Source organism: Gottfriedia acidiceleris, from assembly GCF_023115465.1.
Taxonomy (GTDB): Bacteria; Bacillota; Bacilli; order Bacillales; family Bacillaceae_G; genus Gottfriedia; species Gottfriedia acidiceleris_B.
The window spans coordinates 3734329-3750651 of sequence record NZ_CP096034.1; the positions used below are offsets into that span (position 1 = coordinate 3734329).

The following is a 16323-nucleotide window of genomic DNA, read 5'->3' on the forward strand; positions in this document are numbered from 1 at the left end:
ATTCTTTGTTCTTATCATTCATTAGTTTGGACAATATTCTAGTCCTTTATCTGACATCATACATTTAGTAATGAGTACAAATGGGAGGGATTCCATGGAAAGTTACCATATCCGAAATATGCAAGATAAATGTAAAAAATATAAACTCTGCCATGTAGTGTTTCAAACTTCTGAAAGAGCTTTATTAGAAGGAATTTTATTAGATAATAATTCGAGTAGCGCGGATTTACTCGTCCCAGAAGACCTCGCCGCACCTGAATCGCGTTATTTTGAAGTAAGACAAAATGGCGGCGAAACTTTTCGCCCTAGGTACCGAATATATAAAAAGGTCACTGTACCACTTTCTTCAGTTGTAGCAATATACTTGTATCCGTATTACTACCCAAGTTATCCATATATTTATCACAGAAATTATCACCCTCAATAGTAAAAGCATCTACTGTTAATAGATGCTTTTTCATTTTAAGTATTGAAGTTTTATTCCGCTACAAATGCAAGTATTGATAAAGGTTTGATTTCATTAGAAGTAATAGATTCTTCTAGCATTTTTACTTCTGATCGGATCAATCCATTTAATTTACTTGGTATATTCTCAATATTATTAAGTTCACTATCAATATCTGCTAAAATCTTATTAACTTCCCATCTACCATCTTGTAATTTTGGCGAGAATATAGATGTTTCATTTTTTACGGTCCATCCTGAAACTTCACATATATTTTTAATATCATTTGGAGTAAAAAGGGTGCGAATGTTTGATTCACTATTCTGTTTTAATGACTCATACTGAGCTTGAATTAAAATAGATAATAAATGTGGGTATTGCTCAATTGAGCTAATTCTTGTATCCCATTCGGCAAAGCATAATCTTTTACCCCATTTTTTAATCTTTTTTAAGACAGCAATTAATTCTTCATGTGAATTTAAATACCAGGAACAGTGAGACATCACAATATAATCAAACTCATTTTCATAGAAATCAACAGTTGGTGATAATATGTCAACTTCAAAATCCATCTTTAATTGTTTACTTAATTTCGATTGTAATAGGAAGTCTGCTGAATCTCCTAATGAAATTGGACTTCCGTATGTTCTTGGGCCAATATCGATTCCATGAACAAATCCATTTTCACCGACAATATATGCTAAAACGGCAGTCGTATCGCCTTGACCACAGCCGATTTCTAATACTTTACTACCCTTTTCTATATTCCAAAACTCAACTAATTTAAAACGATGTTCTGTTTGAATTCTTTGGATATCAGACATCCCCTTACTTGATGCCATACAATCAATCACTGATTCAACTGCATTTTTTAGCATTGAATTCCTCCTAAGCGATAAAAGGTTTTATGAAACTAGTTTTCGATTACTTTTAAATTGATTTTATATTAATCTAATTTAAAGTTTACCTCTCCTACACCTAAATCTACATTTATTGTTAATTTAACATCAGCTTTTTCGTACGCTTCATTAACATAAACACCATTTCCTTTCGATATTAAATCGACTACATTTGCCTTGCCAATCCCCTTATTTAAATTTATCTTTACACCCACATCAGAAGGTAACACGATGGTAGTTTTTCCAACCCCTGTTTCAATATTTGCTTCAAAGCTTTTATTCCAGCTTCCACCTAAATTAACATTAAGCTCCCCTACTCCGGCCTCGATCTCTAATTTATTTAAATTCAATCCACGTAAATCAAGATTTGTTTTTGATGCGCCAGTATTAACATCTAAATCAATCGGAAGTTTATTCGAAAGCTCCAAATTCCATTCATTCTTTAATTTACCAATTTTCACTTTTGGAAAATGCTTTTTAGATTGCTCAATTCTTACTTTTCCCGTGACATCTTTAAGCTTATATGATACATCTGGATTAAAATATTTATTGTTATATTCAATTGTTCCGTCTACCCAATTTTTTGTACCCTCTGAAAGGTTCATGACGCCAGCACCTAAATCTAAACTAACATCTAATTTTTTAGCTTGATCTTTATGAATAGAAACAGTTTCTTCTTTTACCTTTTCATTGTTAAAAATTGAACAACTAGAAAGAATGAATACCGAGGAAATCATTAATAAAGCAGAAATAATAAATTTTTTCATTTTTTAACCTCCAATTAAAAACTTCTAATAATCACATTTTATGGAAATTAAAAAATCAAGATAACATCCTACAGGATCAATCCGTCTACGACCAAAGTATGAAATGTAAAAAAAGTACGAGATATCCATTAATAATTATTAGATTTTTTGACAGCATTCTCCTTTAATTGTTTATAAAAGAATTCCAACTGAACTAGTCATACCTTCAAATTCAAATCATTACATACGTTTTCTTGAATGCGAATAAAATGTAATGAAGGAATTGTAAAGGAGGAGAATCTATGACGAGTTCTCCACTAACAACTGATCAAATGATTTCAATCATTCAATACGGCTTTAGAAAAACTAACTTCTCAAAAAAAGTAGTTATTGTAGGCGCTGGAATGGCCGGTTTGACCGCAGCTTCTTTATTAAAGGATGCAGGACACCATGTCACAATTTTAGAGGCAAATGATCGAATTGGTGGTCGTGCTTATACTTTGCGTGCGCCGTTTAGTGATGAGTCATATTTAAATGCTGGTCCATTACGAATCCCAAATGTCCATCAATTAACGTTAGAGTATATTAGAAAATTCAATTTGCCAGTAAATGAATTTATTAATGAAACCCCAAACGATATCATTTATGCAAATGGAATAAAAACGAATCAAGTTAACTATAAAAGCAATCCAGACATATTAAATTATCCAGTAGCACCAAACGAAAAAGGAAAAACTTCAGATACATTATTGGATCATACATTACAGCCATTTATCAATTTTATTAATCAAAATCCATTAACTAATTGGGAAATAGTCGAAAAAAGGTATGGTAATATCTCATTTGGTTCTTTTTTAAATTCGTACTTTTCAATTGGTGCAGTTGATATGATTGGGGTGCTCCTTGATTTTGAAGCATTTATGGGAATGTCCTTTTTAGAAGTATTAAGGGAACAGGTCACTTTTAAATCAGCCACGAAATTTTATGAAATAACAGGAGGGATGGATCTATTACCAAAAGCGTTTCTTCCTCAATTAAAGGATAGTATACTATTAAATCGAAAACTGACTAAAATTATTCAAAATGGTAATTCTTTAACAATCCAAACAACTGACAATAAAACTGCAAACCAATACAATATGAACGCAGATCTTGCTATCATAGCTATACCATTTTCACTTTTAAGATTTGTGGAAATTGAGCCATTTCATTCAATTTCTTATTACAAGCGAAAAGCAATTCGAGAAATAAACTACATGTCTGCAACAAAAATTGGAATTGAATTTAAAAGTAGATTTTGGGAGAAATATGGTCAATTCGGAGGTATGTCTACAACCGATTTGCCTACTAGACTTTCACTCTATCCTAGTACTAGAATTGGCACCACTGGTCCAGCAGTAGTGAATGCAAGCTATACGTGGGCAGACGAGGCGTTAACATTGAGTGCCTTAACTGAAGATGAGCGCATTCTTTATGCTTTACGGGACTTGGCTAAGCTTTGGGGCAACCAGGTTTATTCTGAATTTGTAACCGGTACGTCCTTTAGCTGGAGTCAAAATCCTTTTTCAGTTGGTGCCTTTACATTTTTTGAACCGGGGCAAGAGGAAGAACTGAATTCTTATATTTCTTCTCCTGAAGGCAGATTGCATTTTGCAGGTGAACATACTTCAAGTTCCCACGCTTGGATTCAAGGTGCTATTGAGTCTGGGATACGGGCAGCTAATGAAGTTAATAGCATATACTAAACTACTTAAAAGTAAGAAAGACCGGGTAAGCACAGCACGGTCCGATTTTACTCTAACAAGTATTTTTCACTTTTACGTTCACTCATCTACTCGTAGTTTTTATCAAACGTTTTGTTTAGGTCTGTTCAACTTGCCTAAACGAAACCTATTTTTTAAAATTACTAACTATTATTGAATCGGACCACCTGGCCTAAATCGGCACATCATAATTTCATCAACAAATCGGCCATTAGCTTTTATATTCCCTCTTTTAACACCTTCAACTTTAAACCCAAACTTTTCATATAACGCTTGTGCCTTAGGATTGGTCTCTAATACCCCAAGCTCTACTCTTTCTAGCATTAACCAATGATCTGCCAAATCTAGTACTTTCGTAAGCAAAGCTTTTCCAATTCCTTTATTATGATGATTTCCATCAGTTGCGATAAATAAATCCCCTACATGAGACCTGCGACCTGTTCTTTGCACTAAACCAACTAACCCTACTACATCTCCATTACATTCTGCGACAAATTCAAATTCGTTTGCTTGTAAGTTTCTAATTCTATTTTCCATCATATCTACTCTCATACTAGGTAGAAATATCATATATGGAAAAACATTTTCTTGGGTGCATATACGATGAAGTGCCTTAGCATCATTTATTTCTACTGGTCTAATCGATATTTCCATCTATGCTCACTCCTAAGACTTTTGTCCTGATGATCCTTTTCTCTTGTATTTTTAACCTTATATAAAAGCACAATTTCTGGACTCAAGTAAGGAATCCCTTCATTTGTAACGCGATAAAATGAGTCAAGCTTACAAGTAATCGATTGATCTCTTCTAAATTTCCAATCATTTAATTCGATTTCATTTAATAATACTTCTAATTCATCTTTTGTCTTATCATTTTTACCATGTATTTCATGAATAGGTAGTTCTAAATATTCATTCTTCCAAGTTGATACTTCCCCTTTAATGACTTTATTAAACGTCCAGTTATGTAAATATTCTTTAAGATATAGTTGCTCCTTACGTGCAATGGCAATTTCAATATCATGGTGATTTCTCGTTTGTTTTTCTAAGAAAAGGTCAATTGTCCATCCACCAGCTATATACCATCCTTTATTAAAATTCTTCATTCGTTTATTTATTTTATAGCATTGTTCAAAAGACATGACGTTCCCACCTCCTAATTAAAAAAGTACCACACAAAATGTATGATACTTATTTATTGATTTATTTAGTTCTAATAAATAGTAATTTTTCTACCTTAGGATGAATTGGCTCGTCTGCATAAGAACGATTTGATCGATCATATGGTTGAAACCCATCATCTGCAGACTCACTTTGACCAATCTCATCCGAATAAAGTTGTGTCCCTGAATCATCTGAAACAATTGAGGTATCCGAACCATCAGAAACTAAATTAGGACCGTAATTAATAGATAGTACAGTGAACAAACACAATATTGTTATAACGTTGAATAGTCTTTTCATCATGTTATTTCCTACTTTCGATAATTTTTAATAGAGTGCTATTGTATTCTTTATATAACATGTTTTGTTTTTCTAACGATTCGTGTTTTTCATAGTAATCTGTCACAACATCATAATATTTGATTAATTTTTCATGATCATTGGTTTGAACCCATAATGGCAAGCCAACTTCACGTAAATATGTAACTAGATTTGCTTCGTCCTTTTTTGCCTCTAGTAATAAAACCTTCATCCGAATATAGGATGCACTATTTTTATCCTTTATTTTTGAGAGATTCTTACATAACAACTCAGTAGCCGTCTCGTAATCATTTATGATCATCATATTATTCGCTATATTTGAAATGACTAAAAAATACTCTTCAGTCCCCTCCTGTATATTAGATAAATACTCTTGATAATACTTTATTGCTTTTTTATGTTGATTAGAATGATAGTATAAATAGCCTAAATTATGTAAAGCACTCATATGTATTGTTTTATCACTTAATATGACAGAAGAATCTAGTATTTCAATTAGGAATTGCTCGGCTCGATCTAAAAACTTGCTCTTAATTAATTGAAGTGAAAGTAACATTTTTGCATCAAGGATTCGTTTAATATTATTATTTTGTAGAAAAATAGGAATTGATTTATTACAAAAATACATCGATAAGGATGTCTGATTAATAAAGCTATAAACTAAAGCTCTATAGAAGCAATATTCCTGGAAATCTATCTCGAGGTTTGGCGTAATTTCTTGTACTTCATCCATTACTAGAAGTGAGTCATTATATCTTTTTTCTTTTATGTAATATATTGATAGTGTAAACAAATATTTTATCGTTTCATATTGGGAAAATTTCTTCTTTTTTGCCTCAAGTTGTTTCCATTTTTTCTTCGCCATTTTAAGATCTTCAATAAAAATATAATATCTCCATATTGTAATACAAAAATCATTTGATATATTAGTAAAATTTATACTTTCCTCTTTACCAATCAATTCATCAAACAGCATTTTACTAGAATCATAGTCAGCTCGTTCGATTGAATTCCATAATCGTTTAAGTTGACCAGTCACTTCATCGATACTATCATTTTCATCTATTTCAACTCGCATCTTTTTTAAAAGCAATTCAATCGTTTCTATACCGGCCTCTTTTGTACCGTTTTCAATTTTACTTAAATGCGAAACAGAGCATATTCCTTCACATAATTTCTCCTGGGTCCACCCTAATTTTTTTCGATGATGAAAGATCATCATGCCATAATCCATAATAAAATCTCCTGTTCACCTTTATTTAAAATAGCTAATTATATGACTAGAAACTATTAATTTGTTATATTAAAATTTTTAATCTTCTCTTAATAATTAAATTTTATTAGATTTTCTGACATATTAATATACTTTTTCGATTTTTTTCAGACAAATTATATTCAAAAAATTTTCCCAATACAAAAAAGTCAAACAGAATGGTATGATTTTAGTACAAGCAATTAAACGATACTAACGACTAATAACTTCATTAGTATTTTTTAAATGCACCCCCATTTAATAACCAGTTTTAAAGCAAGATGTAATCATTACATCTTGCGATTTTTTTGATTAAAGCCATTTTTATTTCTAAAAAAATAATTTAAATATAGTTTTCCAGCCATCAAGTAATTTAATAAATTCAAGCTAGTAATCTTCCAAATTAATTTATACTCGTAGAGGTCCTATATGACAAAAAAACCACTCACTTTATATTTGGTAATTATTGGAATAACCATCATTATTATATTAACATTAAAACTATCTATTGAAAAAGAAAAACAGAAGAGATCAGACGATGAAGCGTCTACAGAATTAATAATTGAACAAAATGTTCAAAACTCCGTAAGAAACTACATTACAGCTTTAAAGTGGAAAGATGTTGAGATTTATAACTCTGTTGTAGTAGATTCATTAAAAATCAGCAATCACTCTTACTACTTTTCTAAGATAATGACTAACGTAATTGATGCAAAATTCATCGGTGACAATTTATCTGTCATTCATTTAAATAAGAATGCTCATAAAACAACGGTACATATAAAATACGAAATAACATTTGTTGACTGGATCAAGCCTGAAGGAAAATATAAAAACGGTAGAAATATATGTAATGTAACGATGGATCTTGTTAAAATAAAAAATAAGTGGGTCATTACAAGTATTTATGATTTAAAAGTTATCTGAATAAAAATACGTTCTCAATAAAGACCATAATAAATGAAGAAAATCCACTAGGTGATAATTTTTCCCTGTGGTTTTTTTATGTATTTAATCTTTTTTCTTGCCTTTATCTATGCATTTTCAAAAAAAAATTGGATACAAAAAAGGAGGTCTCAAAAGTACTCTGACTTTGAGATCTCCTTTTTAAGTCATCTGTAGTTTCTTCCCAAATCAATTAGCCTAATTACTAAAAAAACCGGATTAAATTGTGTCTAAATCTTTCAGCAACATATCTTTACTTTCTTCAAACTTTACATCTTTTACATATTCATACGCTTTAGTTTTAGCAGCTAAGCTTTCAGTAGACTGATTTAGTTTTGCATACGCTCTTGATAAGGCCTCATATGCATATGCAATGTAAAACGGCTCTAACTCTGCTTCTAAACTAATCTTGACACATTTTTTTGCGTAATCTAAAGCAGTCTCTCCTTGTCCTATAACAGCATATACCCGTGATAATTGCCAATATCCAATCGATATATTTCTTGGTGTATGGCTCTCTACTTTTGTCCAATGCCAAAAAGAGCTGTGACATAAATGAACCATTTCTTCTGTCTCACTTTGAGATCTATTTTCTACTTCAAGTAGATCCCACACTTTATTAAAACATGAAGCAGCAAGCTCCCTATGTGTGAAGCTATTTTGTTTAATCGTCTCTTCCATAATTTACTCCTCCATAAACAAAATCAAGAATATGTATTACTCAAATCTAGCTATCATTTTTATTCACATACCGAGTTTGAGTCAGCATCACAGCTAACTTTCGTTTCAAAGCTTGTTGAGCTATTTTTAATTTGAATAACTGCATTTCTTCGTTGCTCTTCTAACTTCAATCCTTTTTCACCAACGTATTGTTCATAATAGTTTATTTCTTGTTCTTGTCGCTCGTCAGCATTAGCATTAAAGCTCATTAAAATACCTACTGGAGTTGCTAAAACTAACAAAAATACACCAATTCTAAGAGCCGCGTACTTAAATGCTTTGTACCCGTTTTTTAATAATTTATCCATATGTATAGATCTCCTCAAATTGAATATAATATTCGAAATTCTTTAGCAATTATTGACTAACAATACTATTCTCTGTACTATTCATATTTTCCTGTCTGCCAATTATGGATCAAAAAAATTCTATAGGACATTCTGACCAAATTCTTAATTAAAAAAACAAAAAACGCATTCATATAAATGAAAATCAATTCATCTATATGAATGCGTTTATCGTAATTCATTATCTTTATTGTTGCTAAGCTTCTATTCACCTAAATCTACATTGTGGTAAACACGTTGAACATCTTCAATATCTTCAAGAACGTCTAACATTTTTTCGAACTTTGCAAGGCCATCTTCTGGAAGAGTTATATCATTTTGCGCTAACATTGTTAATTCAGCTACTGTAAACTCCGTAATTCCTACGTTTTTAAACGCTTCTTGTATTGCATAGAATTGGTCTTGATCAGCGTAAACAATAACAGCGTCTTCTTCTTCTAAAATATCGCGAACATCAACATCTGCTTCCATTAAGATTTCAAGAACTTCATCGGAAGTTTTACCTTCAAGTCCAATTACAGCCGTTGCATCGAACATATATGATACTGAACCTGTTACCCCAAGGTTACCACCGTTTTTACTAAATGCAGCACGGACCTCTGCAGCTGTACGGTTTACATTATTAGTAAGTGCATCAACAATTACCATTGATCCATTTGGTCCGAAACCTTCGTAGCGAAGTTCATCGAAGCTTTCTTCAGAACCACCTTTTGCTTTTTCAATGGCACGATCAACAATATGTTTCGGTACACTATAAGTTTTTGCACGCTCTAGTACAACTTTTAAAGCTTGGTTTGATTCTGGATCCGGCTCACCTTGCTTCGCTGCTACATATATTTCACGTCCAAATTTTGCATAAATACGACTAGTATTTGCATCTTTTGAAGCTTTCTTCTCTTTAATATTATTCCATTTACGACCCATCTTGTTCCACTCTCTTTCAACTTTAAATCTACGTTTAATTTACTATGTATTTGACTTTCGCCAAACATTTACCATTTAATATTATACCTCATTTATACTTTTTTTCGAAATTAATCGTTACTAAAAATTAGTGGAAATAAAAAACATTCCTTCTAGTTTTAGAAGTAATGATTTTATTTTTATATAACCTTTACTTTTATCAAATAAGTAAAATAATTATTCCCCTTCCAAATACCTTTTACTTCATAAATCCTTTCCCCTTTTTTAGATCCAAGTTGGAAAGAGTAACTTCCATATTTATCTAAATTATGGTCATAAATATATGATTTTTTAGTCCCAGAGTGCTCTAATATTTCCACATTTTCGGGTTGTTCCGAAAAATAAATCTTTAAAAGCTCTCCTTCAAAAACTGGAATAGCAACTTCCTCTTTAATATCTTTATAAGTACCATTTGTTGATTTATCTTTATCTAATAATTTTCCCCAAGAATAATTTGCTATTTTATAAGGAATTGTTTTATCTGCTAACTCAAACTTAACTTCCGGTTTTTCATCTTTAGACAAAATAGTTTGATTAATAATGATCGAAATCGTAAAGATTGCCACTAAATATAAGATCACTTTTTTTAACATCGAACTTCCGCTCCATATTTTTTCATTTAATAAGTTTAATGTAATCTATTTTTATTAAATTGTATATTGGGAAAATTCTGTTGATTTCCACAAATATTTTCAGTTAATTCCGAATATTCGTTTCATTATAAAAGTATTTGTATTAACATATTTTTCTAAATAAGTTAACAAACTAATAAAAAAATTAGGGTAATATGATATGAGTAGTCATAAGTATTTATATTTAGAAAGGATTGAAGACATGTTTAACAATAATCCAGAATATTGGATCTCTAAACTTGGATTAGAAGCACATCCTGAAGGGGGATATTACAAATCTACCTATCAATCAAAGGAGCAAATAACTGATCGTGAATTAACGGTAAATTATGATGATCATAGATTGCTTTATACTAGTATCTATTTTTTGCTACAATCGCATGATATTTCCCATTTTCACAGATTAAAGTCTGATGAATTATGGTATTTCCATGCAGGCAGTTCATTAACGGTTCATGTTATACATGAAAATGGTCAATACGAAGAAATAAAATTAGGACTTAATTTAGAAAATGGAGAAGTTCCGCAATATTTAGTACCGAAAAATTCAATTTTCGCTTCTTCAGTTATGCAAGAAAATACTTTTTCATTAGTAGGCTGTATGGTTTCACCCGGATTTGATTTTAAAGACTTCGAATTATTTACTCAAGAGCAATTGCATAAAAAATACCCTGAACATAAAGAGATTATTAATAAATTAGCTTATAAGGTACTTCCTTATTAGGTCAAAATAAAGAAAGTGAGCTTTTAGCTCACTTTCTTTCAGAGTGTTGAAATATAAAGACGTCAATAGGGAAAACGGACTTTAAATGAACATTTAATAATGATGAATTTAGCATTTTTTGAATGATTTTTTAATGAATTTAAATGTAAATGTGTTTGAGCGATTTTATTTCCTATAATACTAGTAATGATTTCTTTAGAAGTTAAAAATATTATGGGCTATTTTTACGAAAAAAAATTCGATTGTTTAGTTTAATAACTTTTCTATATTAATTGATCTACAATCTGATTAAAGTTAGATTAATCTAAGTAAAGGCTATTTGATTAGGGTTTATCGCAGACATTTTTTGATGAATAAGTTGATTGGAATGGAGGGATGCTCGACTCCTATGGGATTAGCGGGAAGGCTGAGACCCCGCAGGCTTGCTGAGGAGGCTAAAGAATCTCGCCCCATGGAAAGCGAGCATCCTGTAATGGAAATCAACATCACTCTACTCCTTTTACGAAAATTTGATAATAAATTGACAAGGTTGTTTTTCAACAACGTAAAAGAAAGTGAGCTTTTAGCTCACTTTCTTTATTTTTGAATAGGGTAATGAAACAACTAACTAAGAGTTAAGAGATCTTATTTCATTGGAGTTCTCGTTACGATTTCGTCATTTTTAATTTCTAGATAGATTTAGCCATTTAGTGATTACTTCATATTTAAATAACTAGTACTCACAAATCCTTTTTTACCATTGTAAGAAACGATTGCCCAATTATAATCCATTTGAGTTTTCCCTTCAGTTTGATAGCCAAGGAAGCTGACTTTTGCACCTTTTGGTATCACTGTTAGAACTTTATATTTTGTACTTGGCCCAGTACGTAAATTTAAATTAGCTTTTGTTGTAACAGTAGTTGGTACTTTTTGTAAGTATTTAGTACTTACATAAGCTATACCATTTTTAGTAGTTGTTGTTTTAATTTGCGCCCAGCTTGCATTATAGAATTTCACAATCTCAATTTGATCTTTCTTTCTTAAAGTGTCTACTACTTTTGAACTTGTATTTGGAGCACTTCGTACGTTTAATACACTTGCTGTTACCTCATATACACTAATTGGAGCATTTAAAACCGCTGCACTAACATGTGTCGGGCCGGCTGTTATACCATTTGAAACTAATAAAGCGCCAGATAAGGCCATAGTTGATACAAAAGCTTTTAATAATTTTTTCTTCATTTTAAATTCCTCCTCTCACTTTACATCTCAATAATATTGAATCAATGTTTCAAAATTGGTCATGAGATGTATCCAAATTGTAAACTTTTCAATTGTTCTGATTTGATACACCTAATAGGAAAAATTTGCATATCGTTCCAAATTTATGGACAATCTAAATTTTGTATTTGTATGAATGGAGGAAAATTATGGATAACCAAGCGAATAATGAAGAAATATTAACCAATCGGCAAGGCCATCCAGTAACAGATAATCAAAATGTAAGAACCGTTGGTAATCGGGGACCTACAACTTTAGAAAACTATGATTTTCTTGAAAAAATCTCTCATTTTGATCGTGAACGAATTCCAGAACGTGTTGTGCATGCTCGTGGCGCTGGCGCACAAGGATATTTCGAAGCCTATGGAAAAGTAGGCGATCATGCAATTTCTAAATATACTAGAGCAAAATTATTTCAAGAAAAGGGGAAAAAAACACCTGTGTATGTTCGATTTTCTACAGTTGTGGGTGGTGGCCATTCTCCAGAAACTTTACGTGATCCACGTGGTTTCGCTACAAAGTTTTATACTGAAGATGGAAATTGGGATTTAGTCGGTAATAATTTAAAAATCTTTTTTATTCGTGATCCATTAAAATTTCCAGATATGGTACATTCATTTAAACCAGATCCAGTAACAAATCTCCCTGATCCTGAAAGAATGTTTGATTTCCTTCATCTAACACCAGAATCCACTCATATGGTTACATTTATCTTTTCACCATGGGGAATTCCAGCTAACTATCGACAAATGCAAGGGTCCGGTGTTAATACATATAAGTGGGTAAACAAAGATGGCGAGGCAGTTCTTATCAAATACCACTGGGAACCGCTAAAACAAGGAATAAAAAATTTATCACAACGTGAAGCAGATGAAATCCAATCTACAAATTATAATCATGCAACTCAAGACCTTTACGAAGCTATTGAGAAAGGTGATTATCCAGAATGGGAATTATGTGTACAAATCATGAGTGATGATGAGCATCCGGAGCTTGATTTTGATCCACTTGATCCTACAAAACTATGGGATCCAGAAAAGTTTCCTTTTTTACCAGTTGGAAAAATGGTATTAAACAAAAATCCAGAAAACTATTTTGCAGAAGTTGAACAAATTGCATTTGGGACAGGTGTACTAGTAGACGGACTGGATTTTTCAGATGATAAATTACTTCAAGGTCGTACTTTTTCGTACTCAGATACACAACGATATCGAGTTGGAACAAATTACTTACAACTACCAGTTAATTCACCAAAAAATCATGTAGCAACAAATCAACGTGATGGACAAATGGAATATAAAGTTGACGCTGCGCCAGGTCAGAACCCACATGTGAACTATGAACCTTCATCTCTAGGTGGATTAAAAGAAGCGCCAAAGAATGGAAAAGATCATGAACCTGCATACAATAATAGGTTATTACGACAAAAAATTGACCGACCTAACGACTTTATCCAAGCTGGCAATACCTATCGTGCTTTCGACGAAACTGAAAAAAGTGAACTAATTTCAAATTTAGTAAATGCACTAAAAGTATGTAAGCCTCATATCCAAGAAACGATGGTTGGTTATTTTACAAAAGCTGATGAAGAATACGGACGTAGAGTGCGCGAAGGTTTAGAAAAAGCGAATCGTAATCGAACTGAACACACTAGCACCGAAGCAGCTGATGTCTCGTCTGACAAAGCCAAAAACATGGGTCATGAATCGGATCGATATTAAAATTGGGATAGGCAGACGCCTATCCTTTTTAGCGTAATAGTTTATTATTATAAAATTCGAAACGAACAACGACAATCCCCCTTACTTTTGCTTTTGGTTTTTTACCCACTATTTTGTTTCCTATTAAGAATCCCAATTCAAGATGCCTTCAGATATTCACATATCTCTTCATATGCTACGTTTATCTTTTTCATTAATTCTTCTGTACCTTTATTTCGGTCTGGATGATACTTCTTAGCTAATTGTTTGTATTGGTTCTTTATGACATTTAAATCTCTTGTATCAGTAGGTAATTCTAATATCTTAAGTAACTTAGTGATATAATCCTCTCTTTGCTCACCTGTTCCTTCTGTAATATATTTATCTATTAGATTGAGCGCTTGCTCACTTAACTTATCGAACGTTTGGTAAAACGAGCTAATATCTGTATTAGATACAGTTATATGGTGATTACTATAACTTGTAATGATCTTCCTTTTTACTAACATATTAAACACAAGTAGTTCTTTTAAAAATAAACAAGTTCTATTATAAAGGTGTTGATCTACCAATGATGCTTCTAATTCATTTAACAAAGCAGCCGCTGTTCGTCCAACACTCACTGTCGTGTAATCTATACCAGCATAAGTATTTCCATATCGATCAATAACAGGGTGATAGCTACCATTAATATAAAAGTGCATAGGTACTATTCGATTATCACTTATTCTTTTTAGAGCAATTTTCAATTCCCCTGTTGAATTACTAATTTGTAGTACTCCTTCACCAAATACATAAAAACATTCATCTTTTATGGTTGGAGTATCATAAGTAAAGATGGGTCCCTTTGCATAAACATGAATCTGTTCAATATAAAATCCTGTTTCAAATTGACCAGCTGGGTAATAGGTTGAACCATTACTTGTACCTTGATGACTATGAACTTCACTTGAACCTGAAAAAAAGATCGATTTAATAATAAAAAATGCAATGATTAAAAAAATAAAGAACCCCACTATTCCTATCCCTCTCTTGTATTAATAATCAATAAAATTTAACCAATATATAAAATGCATCTTTAAGTATACACAATCAAAAATGTGATAAAAAGATTTTTTTAGATAAAATGACCTATGTAATAGACCTTATTACCCATCAAATCTCCTATTCTGTTTCTTCTATATTCTAAAATTGATTTTAATCATTTTCAGGATGATAGCGACCAGAATTTTTGACTTAAAACTTTTTCTATAGTTGATGGATAAAAGATTATTAACTGAATATTGCAACTTAAATATTCACAATGAAAAGTTAAAAGTTTAAAATAGGTTTGTAAGGACGATGATAATACATATGAAATTAATTGAGAGTGGGCTGATACTTAAATGAATAATGTGACTAAATTTAATATTTTCAAACCAGCAAAAGAAATATTCGAAGCATTTGTTGATCCAACTAAAATAGGCAACTTTTGGTTTTCTTCTAGCTCTGAACGATGGGAAGAAGGTAAAGTCATTACTTTAAAATACGATCTTTACAATGCTGAAGGTAAAATTAAAATCATCGAAGTTGAAGCAAATAAGAAGATTGTGTTTGCTTGGGGACCTACAGAAGAAGGAAATATCGTAACGATTACATTAAATGAAAAAGATCAAAAAAACACAATTATTGAAGTGGTGGAAGAAGGCTTTAGTGAAAGCAACCCTGAATATGTTCATCATTTAATCGACAATAAAGAAGGCTGGGTATTTATGCTTAGCTGTTTAAAATGTTATTTAGAATTTGGCGTAACAAAGTTAAGAGGCGGATTAGTGAAATAATTTTAAAATAATATGAGTAGTCAAAAGGGCTGTCCCATGAGTTAGGTTAACTGACTTTTGGGTGCCCTCTTTTTAATTGTAAATGGAATAAATTATTCGTATAGAATTCTGAAGCTTTAACTTAGAGGGGGAACTCACGGGTGCTTATCATTTGAAGTTGAACTAATTGATCTTTTTTTAGATATGCATGTAGACTAAAAAATGGACACACTGAAATGTTTCTAATGTAAAATAAACAAATTAATTTTTAACTTTTCTAAATTGTTCTCCAATATCTATCGAAAAAAAAGAACCCTAAAACATAATGGGTTCAATATAACTCTTTATCTTCGTTGATTCGAACCCCTTACATAAAGGATAATAATCGCAAAAATAATCATTCCACAAACAATAAAAGGCATTAGGCCTGAACTGTAAACCATATAGACTCGAATATGACGTATTGCATTGATAACTATAAAAAGTACCATGCATAACCATAAAATTACAATAAGAGCCGCATTCTTATTTTTTCGCATAAACATCAGCCCCTTTCAATAAAGCAACTACAAAAAATACTGTTTGTTTTATTATATAGTCGAATTAGCGAATCAATGACCATACGTTTTTGAGTATATGTAAA

General features: G+C 31.5%; 18 protein-coding genes and 1 pseudogene. 6 read left to right on the forward strand and 13 right to left on the reverse strand.

Features of this window, described 5'->3' with window-relative positions:
- Positions 1–94: 94 nt before the first annotated feature.
- Positions 95–427 carry a hypothetical protein gene (locus tag MY490_RS17675; protein ID WP_248266849.1) on the forward strand — a complete coding sequence of 111 codons (333 nt, stop codon included), beginning with the start codon at positions 95–97 and terminating at the stop codon, positions 425–427.
- A 50-nt stretch (positions 428–477) separates the two neighbouring features.
- On the opposite strand, the gene MY490_RS17680 is transcribed toward MY490_RS17675, so the two are convergent.
- The gene (locus tag MY490_RS17680; RefSeq protein ID WP_248266850.1) at positions 478–1323 is read right to left on the reverse strand and encodes a class I SAM-dependent methyltransferase; all 846 of its coding nucleotides are present in this window, start codon (positions 1321–1323) and stop codon (positions 478–480) included.
- Between the two features lie 68 nt (positions 1324–1391).
- The gene (locus MY490_RS17685) at positions 1392–2111 is read right to left on the reverse strand and encodes a toast rack family protein (RefSeq protein ID WP_248266851.1); all 720 of its coding nucleotides are present in this window, start codon (positions 2109–2111) and stop codon (positions 1392–1394) included.
- A 281-nt stretch (positions 2112–2392) separates the two neighbouring features.
- Between MY490_RS17685 and MY490_RS17690 the strand changes: the two genes are divergently transcribed.
- Positions 2393–3835, forward strand: a complete 1443-nt coding sequence (locus MY490_RS17690) for a flavin monoamine oxidase family protein (RefSeq protein WP_432707019.1) — start codon at positions 2393–2395, stop codon at positions 3833–3835.
- 168 nt (positions 3836–4003) lie between these two features.
- On the opposite strand, the gene MY490_RS17695 is transcribed toward MY490_RS17690, so the two are convergent.
- The 4 genes from MY490_RS17695 to MY490_RS17710 form a co-directional block, all read right to left on the reverse strand.
- Positions 4004–4507: a GNAT family N-acetyltransferase gene (locus tag MY490_RS17695; protein WP_248266852.1), complete on the reverse strand. Its 504-nt coding sequence runs from the start codon at positions 4505–4507 to the stop codon at positions 4004–4006.
- Positions 4483–4995, reverse strand: a complete 513-nt coding sequence (locus MY490_RS17700) for a nucleotidyltransferase domain-containing protein (protein ID WP_248266853.1) — start codon at positions 4993–4995, stop codon at positions 4483–4485. Before MY490_RS17700 ends, MY490_RS17695 begins: the two co-directional genes overlap by 25 nt.
- Positions 4996–5056: 61 nt before the next feature.
- Complete coding sequence (locus MY490_RS17705; protein ID WP_248266854.1) at positions 5057–5320, reverse strand: hypothetical protein; 264 nt, start codon at positions 5318–5320, stop codon at positions 5057–5059.
- A 1-nt stretch (position 5321) separates the two neighbouring features.
- Positions 5322–6572 (reverse strand): helix-turn-helix domain-containing protein, encoded by a 1251-nt coding sequence (locus MY490_RS17710; protein WP_248266855.1) that lies wholly within the window; start codon positions 6570–6572, stop codon positions 5322–5324.
- Positions 6573–7019: 447 nt separating this feature from the next.
- Between MY490_RS17710 and MY490_RS17715 the strand changes: the two genes are divergently transcribed.
- Positions 7020–7517 (forward strand): hypothetical protein, encoded by a 498-nt coding sequence (locus tag MY490_RS17715; RefSeq protein ID WP_248266856.1) that lies wholly within the window; start codon positions 7020–7022, stop codon positions 7515–7517.
- Between the two features lie 237 nt (positions 7518–7754).
- On the opposite strand, the gene MY490_RS17720 is transcribed toward MY490_RS17715, so the two are convergent.
- From MY490_RS17720 to MY490_RS17735, 4 genes are all read right to left on the reverse strand, one after another.
- Positions 7755–8216: a hypothetical protein gene (locus MY490_RS17720; protein WP_248266857.1), complete on the reverse strand. Its 462-nt coding sequence runs from the start codon at positions 8214–8216 to the stop codon at positions 7755–7757.
- A 59-nt stretch (positions 8217–8275) separates the two neighbouring features.
- Positions 8276–8563, reverse strand: a complete 288-nt coding sequence (locus tag MY490_RS17725) for a hypothetical protein (protein WP_248266858.1) — start codon at positions 8561–8563, stop codon at positions 8276–8278.
- A gap of 243 nt (positions 8564–8806) precedes the next feature.
- On the reverse strand, positions 8807–9526 hold the full coding sequence (locus MY490_RS17730; RefSeq protein WP_248266859.1) for a YebC/PmpR family DNA-binding transcriptional regulator: 720 nt from the start codon (positions 9524–9526) through the stop codon (positions 8807–8809).
- A 179-nt stretch (positions 9527–9705) separates the two neighbouring features.
- Complete coding sequence (locus tag MY490_RS17735; RefSeq protein ID WP_248266860.1) at positions 9706–10158, reverse strand: hypothetical protein; 453 nt, start codon at positions 10156–10158, stop codon at positions 9706–9708.
- Positions 10159–10399: 241 nt separating this feature from the next.
- Between MY490_RS17735 and MY490_RS17740 the strand changes: the two genes are divergently transcribed.
- Positions 10400–10921, forward strand: coding sequence for a cupin domain-containing protein (locus tag MY490_RS17740; RefSeq protein WP_248269415.1), 522 nt, complete (start codon positions 10400–10402; stop codon positions 10919–10921).
- A gap of 693 nt (positions 10922–11614) precedes the next feature.
- Here the strand turns inward: MY490_RS17740 and MY490_RS17745 are convergent.
- Positions 11615–12142: an SH3 domain-containing protein gene (locus MY490_RS17745; protein ID WP_248266861.1), complete on the reverse strand. Its 528-nt coding sequence runs from the start codon at positions 12140–12142 to the stop codon at positions 11615–11617.
- Positions 12143–12348: 206 nt separating this feature from the next.
- On the opposite strand from MY490_RS17745, the pseudogene MY490_RS17750 reads away from it, so the two are divergent.
- Positions 12349–13902: pseudogene (locus MY490_RS17750) on the forward strand (catalase); the annotation flags it as partial.
- 137 nt (positions 13903–14039) lie between these two features.
- Here the strand turns inward: MY490_RS17750 and MY490_RS17755 are convergent.
- The gene (locus MY490_RS17755; protein WP_248266863.1) at positions 14040–14897 is read right to left on the reverse strand and encodes a J domain-containing protein; all 858 of its coding nucleotides are present in this window, start codon (positions 14895–14897) and stop codon (positions 14040–14042) included.
- Positions 14898–15266: 369 nt separating this feature from the next.
- On the opposite strand from MY490_RS17755, the gene MY490_RS17760 reads away from it, so the two are divergent.
- Positions 15267–15701, forward strand: a complete 435-nt coding sequence (locus MY490_RS17760; protein WP_248266864.1) for an SRPBCC domain-containing protein — start codon at positions 15267–15269, stop codon at positions 15699–15701.
- Between the two features lie 323 nt (positions 15702–16024).
- Here MY490_RS17760 and MY490_RS17765 read toward each other — a convergent pair whose 3' ends face one another.
- Entirely contained in the window at positions 16025–16219 is a 195-nt protein-coding gene (locus MY490_RS17765) for a hypothetical protein (RefSeq protein ID WP_248266865.1), read from the reverse strand.
- Between the last annotated feature and the right edge of the window lie 104 nt (positions 16220–16323).

What these genes read in the sequence shown, in the direction of transcription:
- MY490_RS17675 (WP_248266849.1), top strand. Translation starts at nt 95, where the DNA reads ATGGAAAGTTACCATATCCGAAATATGCAAGATAAATGTAAAAAATAT.
- MY490_RS17680 (WP_248266850.1), bottom strand. Translation starts at nt 1,323, where the DNA reads ATGCTAAAAAATGCAGTTGAATCAGTGATTGATTGTATGGCATCAAGT.
- MY490_RS17685 (WP_248266851.1), bottom strand. Translation starts at nt 2,111, where the DNA reads ATGAAAAAATTTATTATTTCTGCTTTATTAATGATTTCCTCGGTATTC.
- MY490_RS17690 (WP_432707019.1), top strand. Translation starts at nt 2,393, where the DNA reads ATGACGAGTTCTCCACTAACAACTGATCAAATGATTTCAATCATTCAA.
- MY490_RS17695 (WP_248266852.1), bottom strand. Translation starts at nt 4,507, where the DNA reads ATGGAAATATCGATTAGACCAGTAGAAATAAATGATGCTAAGGCACTT.
- MY490_RS17700 (WP_248266853.1), bottom strand. Translation starts at nt 4,995, where the DNA reads ATGTCTTTTGAACAATGCTATAAAATAAATAAACGAATGAAGAATTTT.
- MY490_RS17705 (WP_248266854.1), bottom strand. Translation starts at nt 5,320, where the DNA reads ATGATGAAAAGACTATTCAACGTTATAACAATATTGTGTTTGTTCACT.
- MY490_RS17710 (WP_248266855.1), bottom strand. Translation starts at nt 6,572, where the DNA reads ATGGATTATGGCATGATGATCTTTCATCATCGAAAAAAATTAGGGTGG.
- MY490_RS17715 (WP_248266856.1), top strand. Translation starts at nt 7,020, where the DNA reads ATGACAAAAAAACCACTCACTTTATATTTGGTAATTATTGGAATAACC.
- MY490_RS17720 (WP_248266857.1), bottom strand. Translation starts at nt 8,216, where the DNA reads ATGGAAGAGACGATTAAACAAAATAGCTTCACACATAGGGAGCTTGCT.
- MY490_RS17725 (WP_248266858.1), bottom strand. Translation starts at nt 8,563, where the DNA reads ATGGATAAATTATTAAAAAACGGGTACAAAGCATTTAAGTACGCGGCT.
- MY490_RS17730 (WP_248266859.1), bottom strand. Translation starts at nt 9,526, where the DNA reads ATGGGTCGTAAATGGAATAATATTAAAGAGAAGAAAGCTTCAAAAGAT.
- MY490_RS17735 (WP_248266860.1), bottom strand. Translation starts at nt 10,158, where the DNA reads ATGTTAAAAAAAGTGATCTTATATTTAGTGGCAATCTTTACGATTTCG.
- MY490_RS17740 (WP_248269415.1), top strand. Translation starts at nt 10,400, where the DNA reads ATGTTTAACAATAATCCAGAATATTGGATCTCTAAACTTGGATTAGAA.
- MY490_RS17745 (WP_248266861.1), bottom strand. Translation starts at nt 12,142, where the DNA reads ATGAAGAAAAAATTATTAAAAGCTTTTGTATCAACTATGGCCTTATCT.
- MY490_RS17760 (WP_248266864.1), top strand. Translation starts at nt 15,267, where the DNA reads ATGAATAATGTGACTAAATTTAATATTTTCAAACCAGCAAAAGAAATA.
- MY490_RS17765 (WP_248266865.1), bottom strand. Translation starts at nt 16,219, where the DNA reads ATGCGAAAAAATAAGAATGCGGCTCTTATTGTAATTTTATGGTTATGC.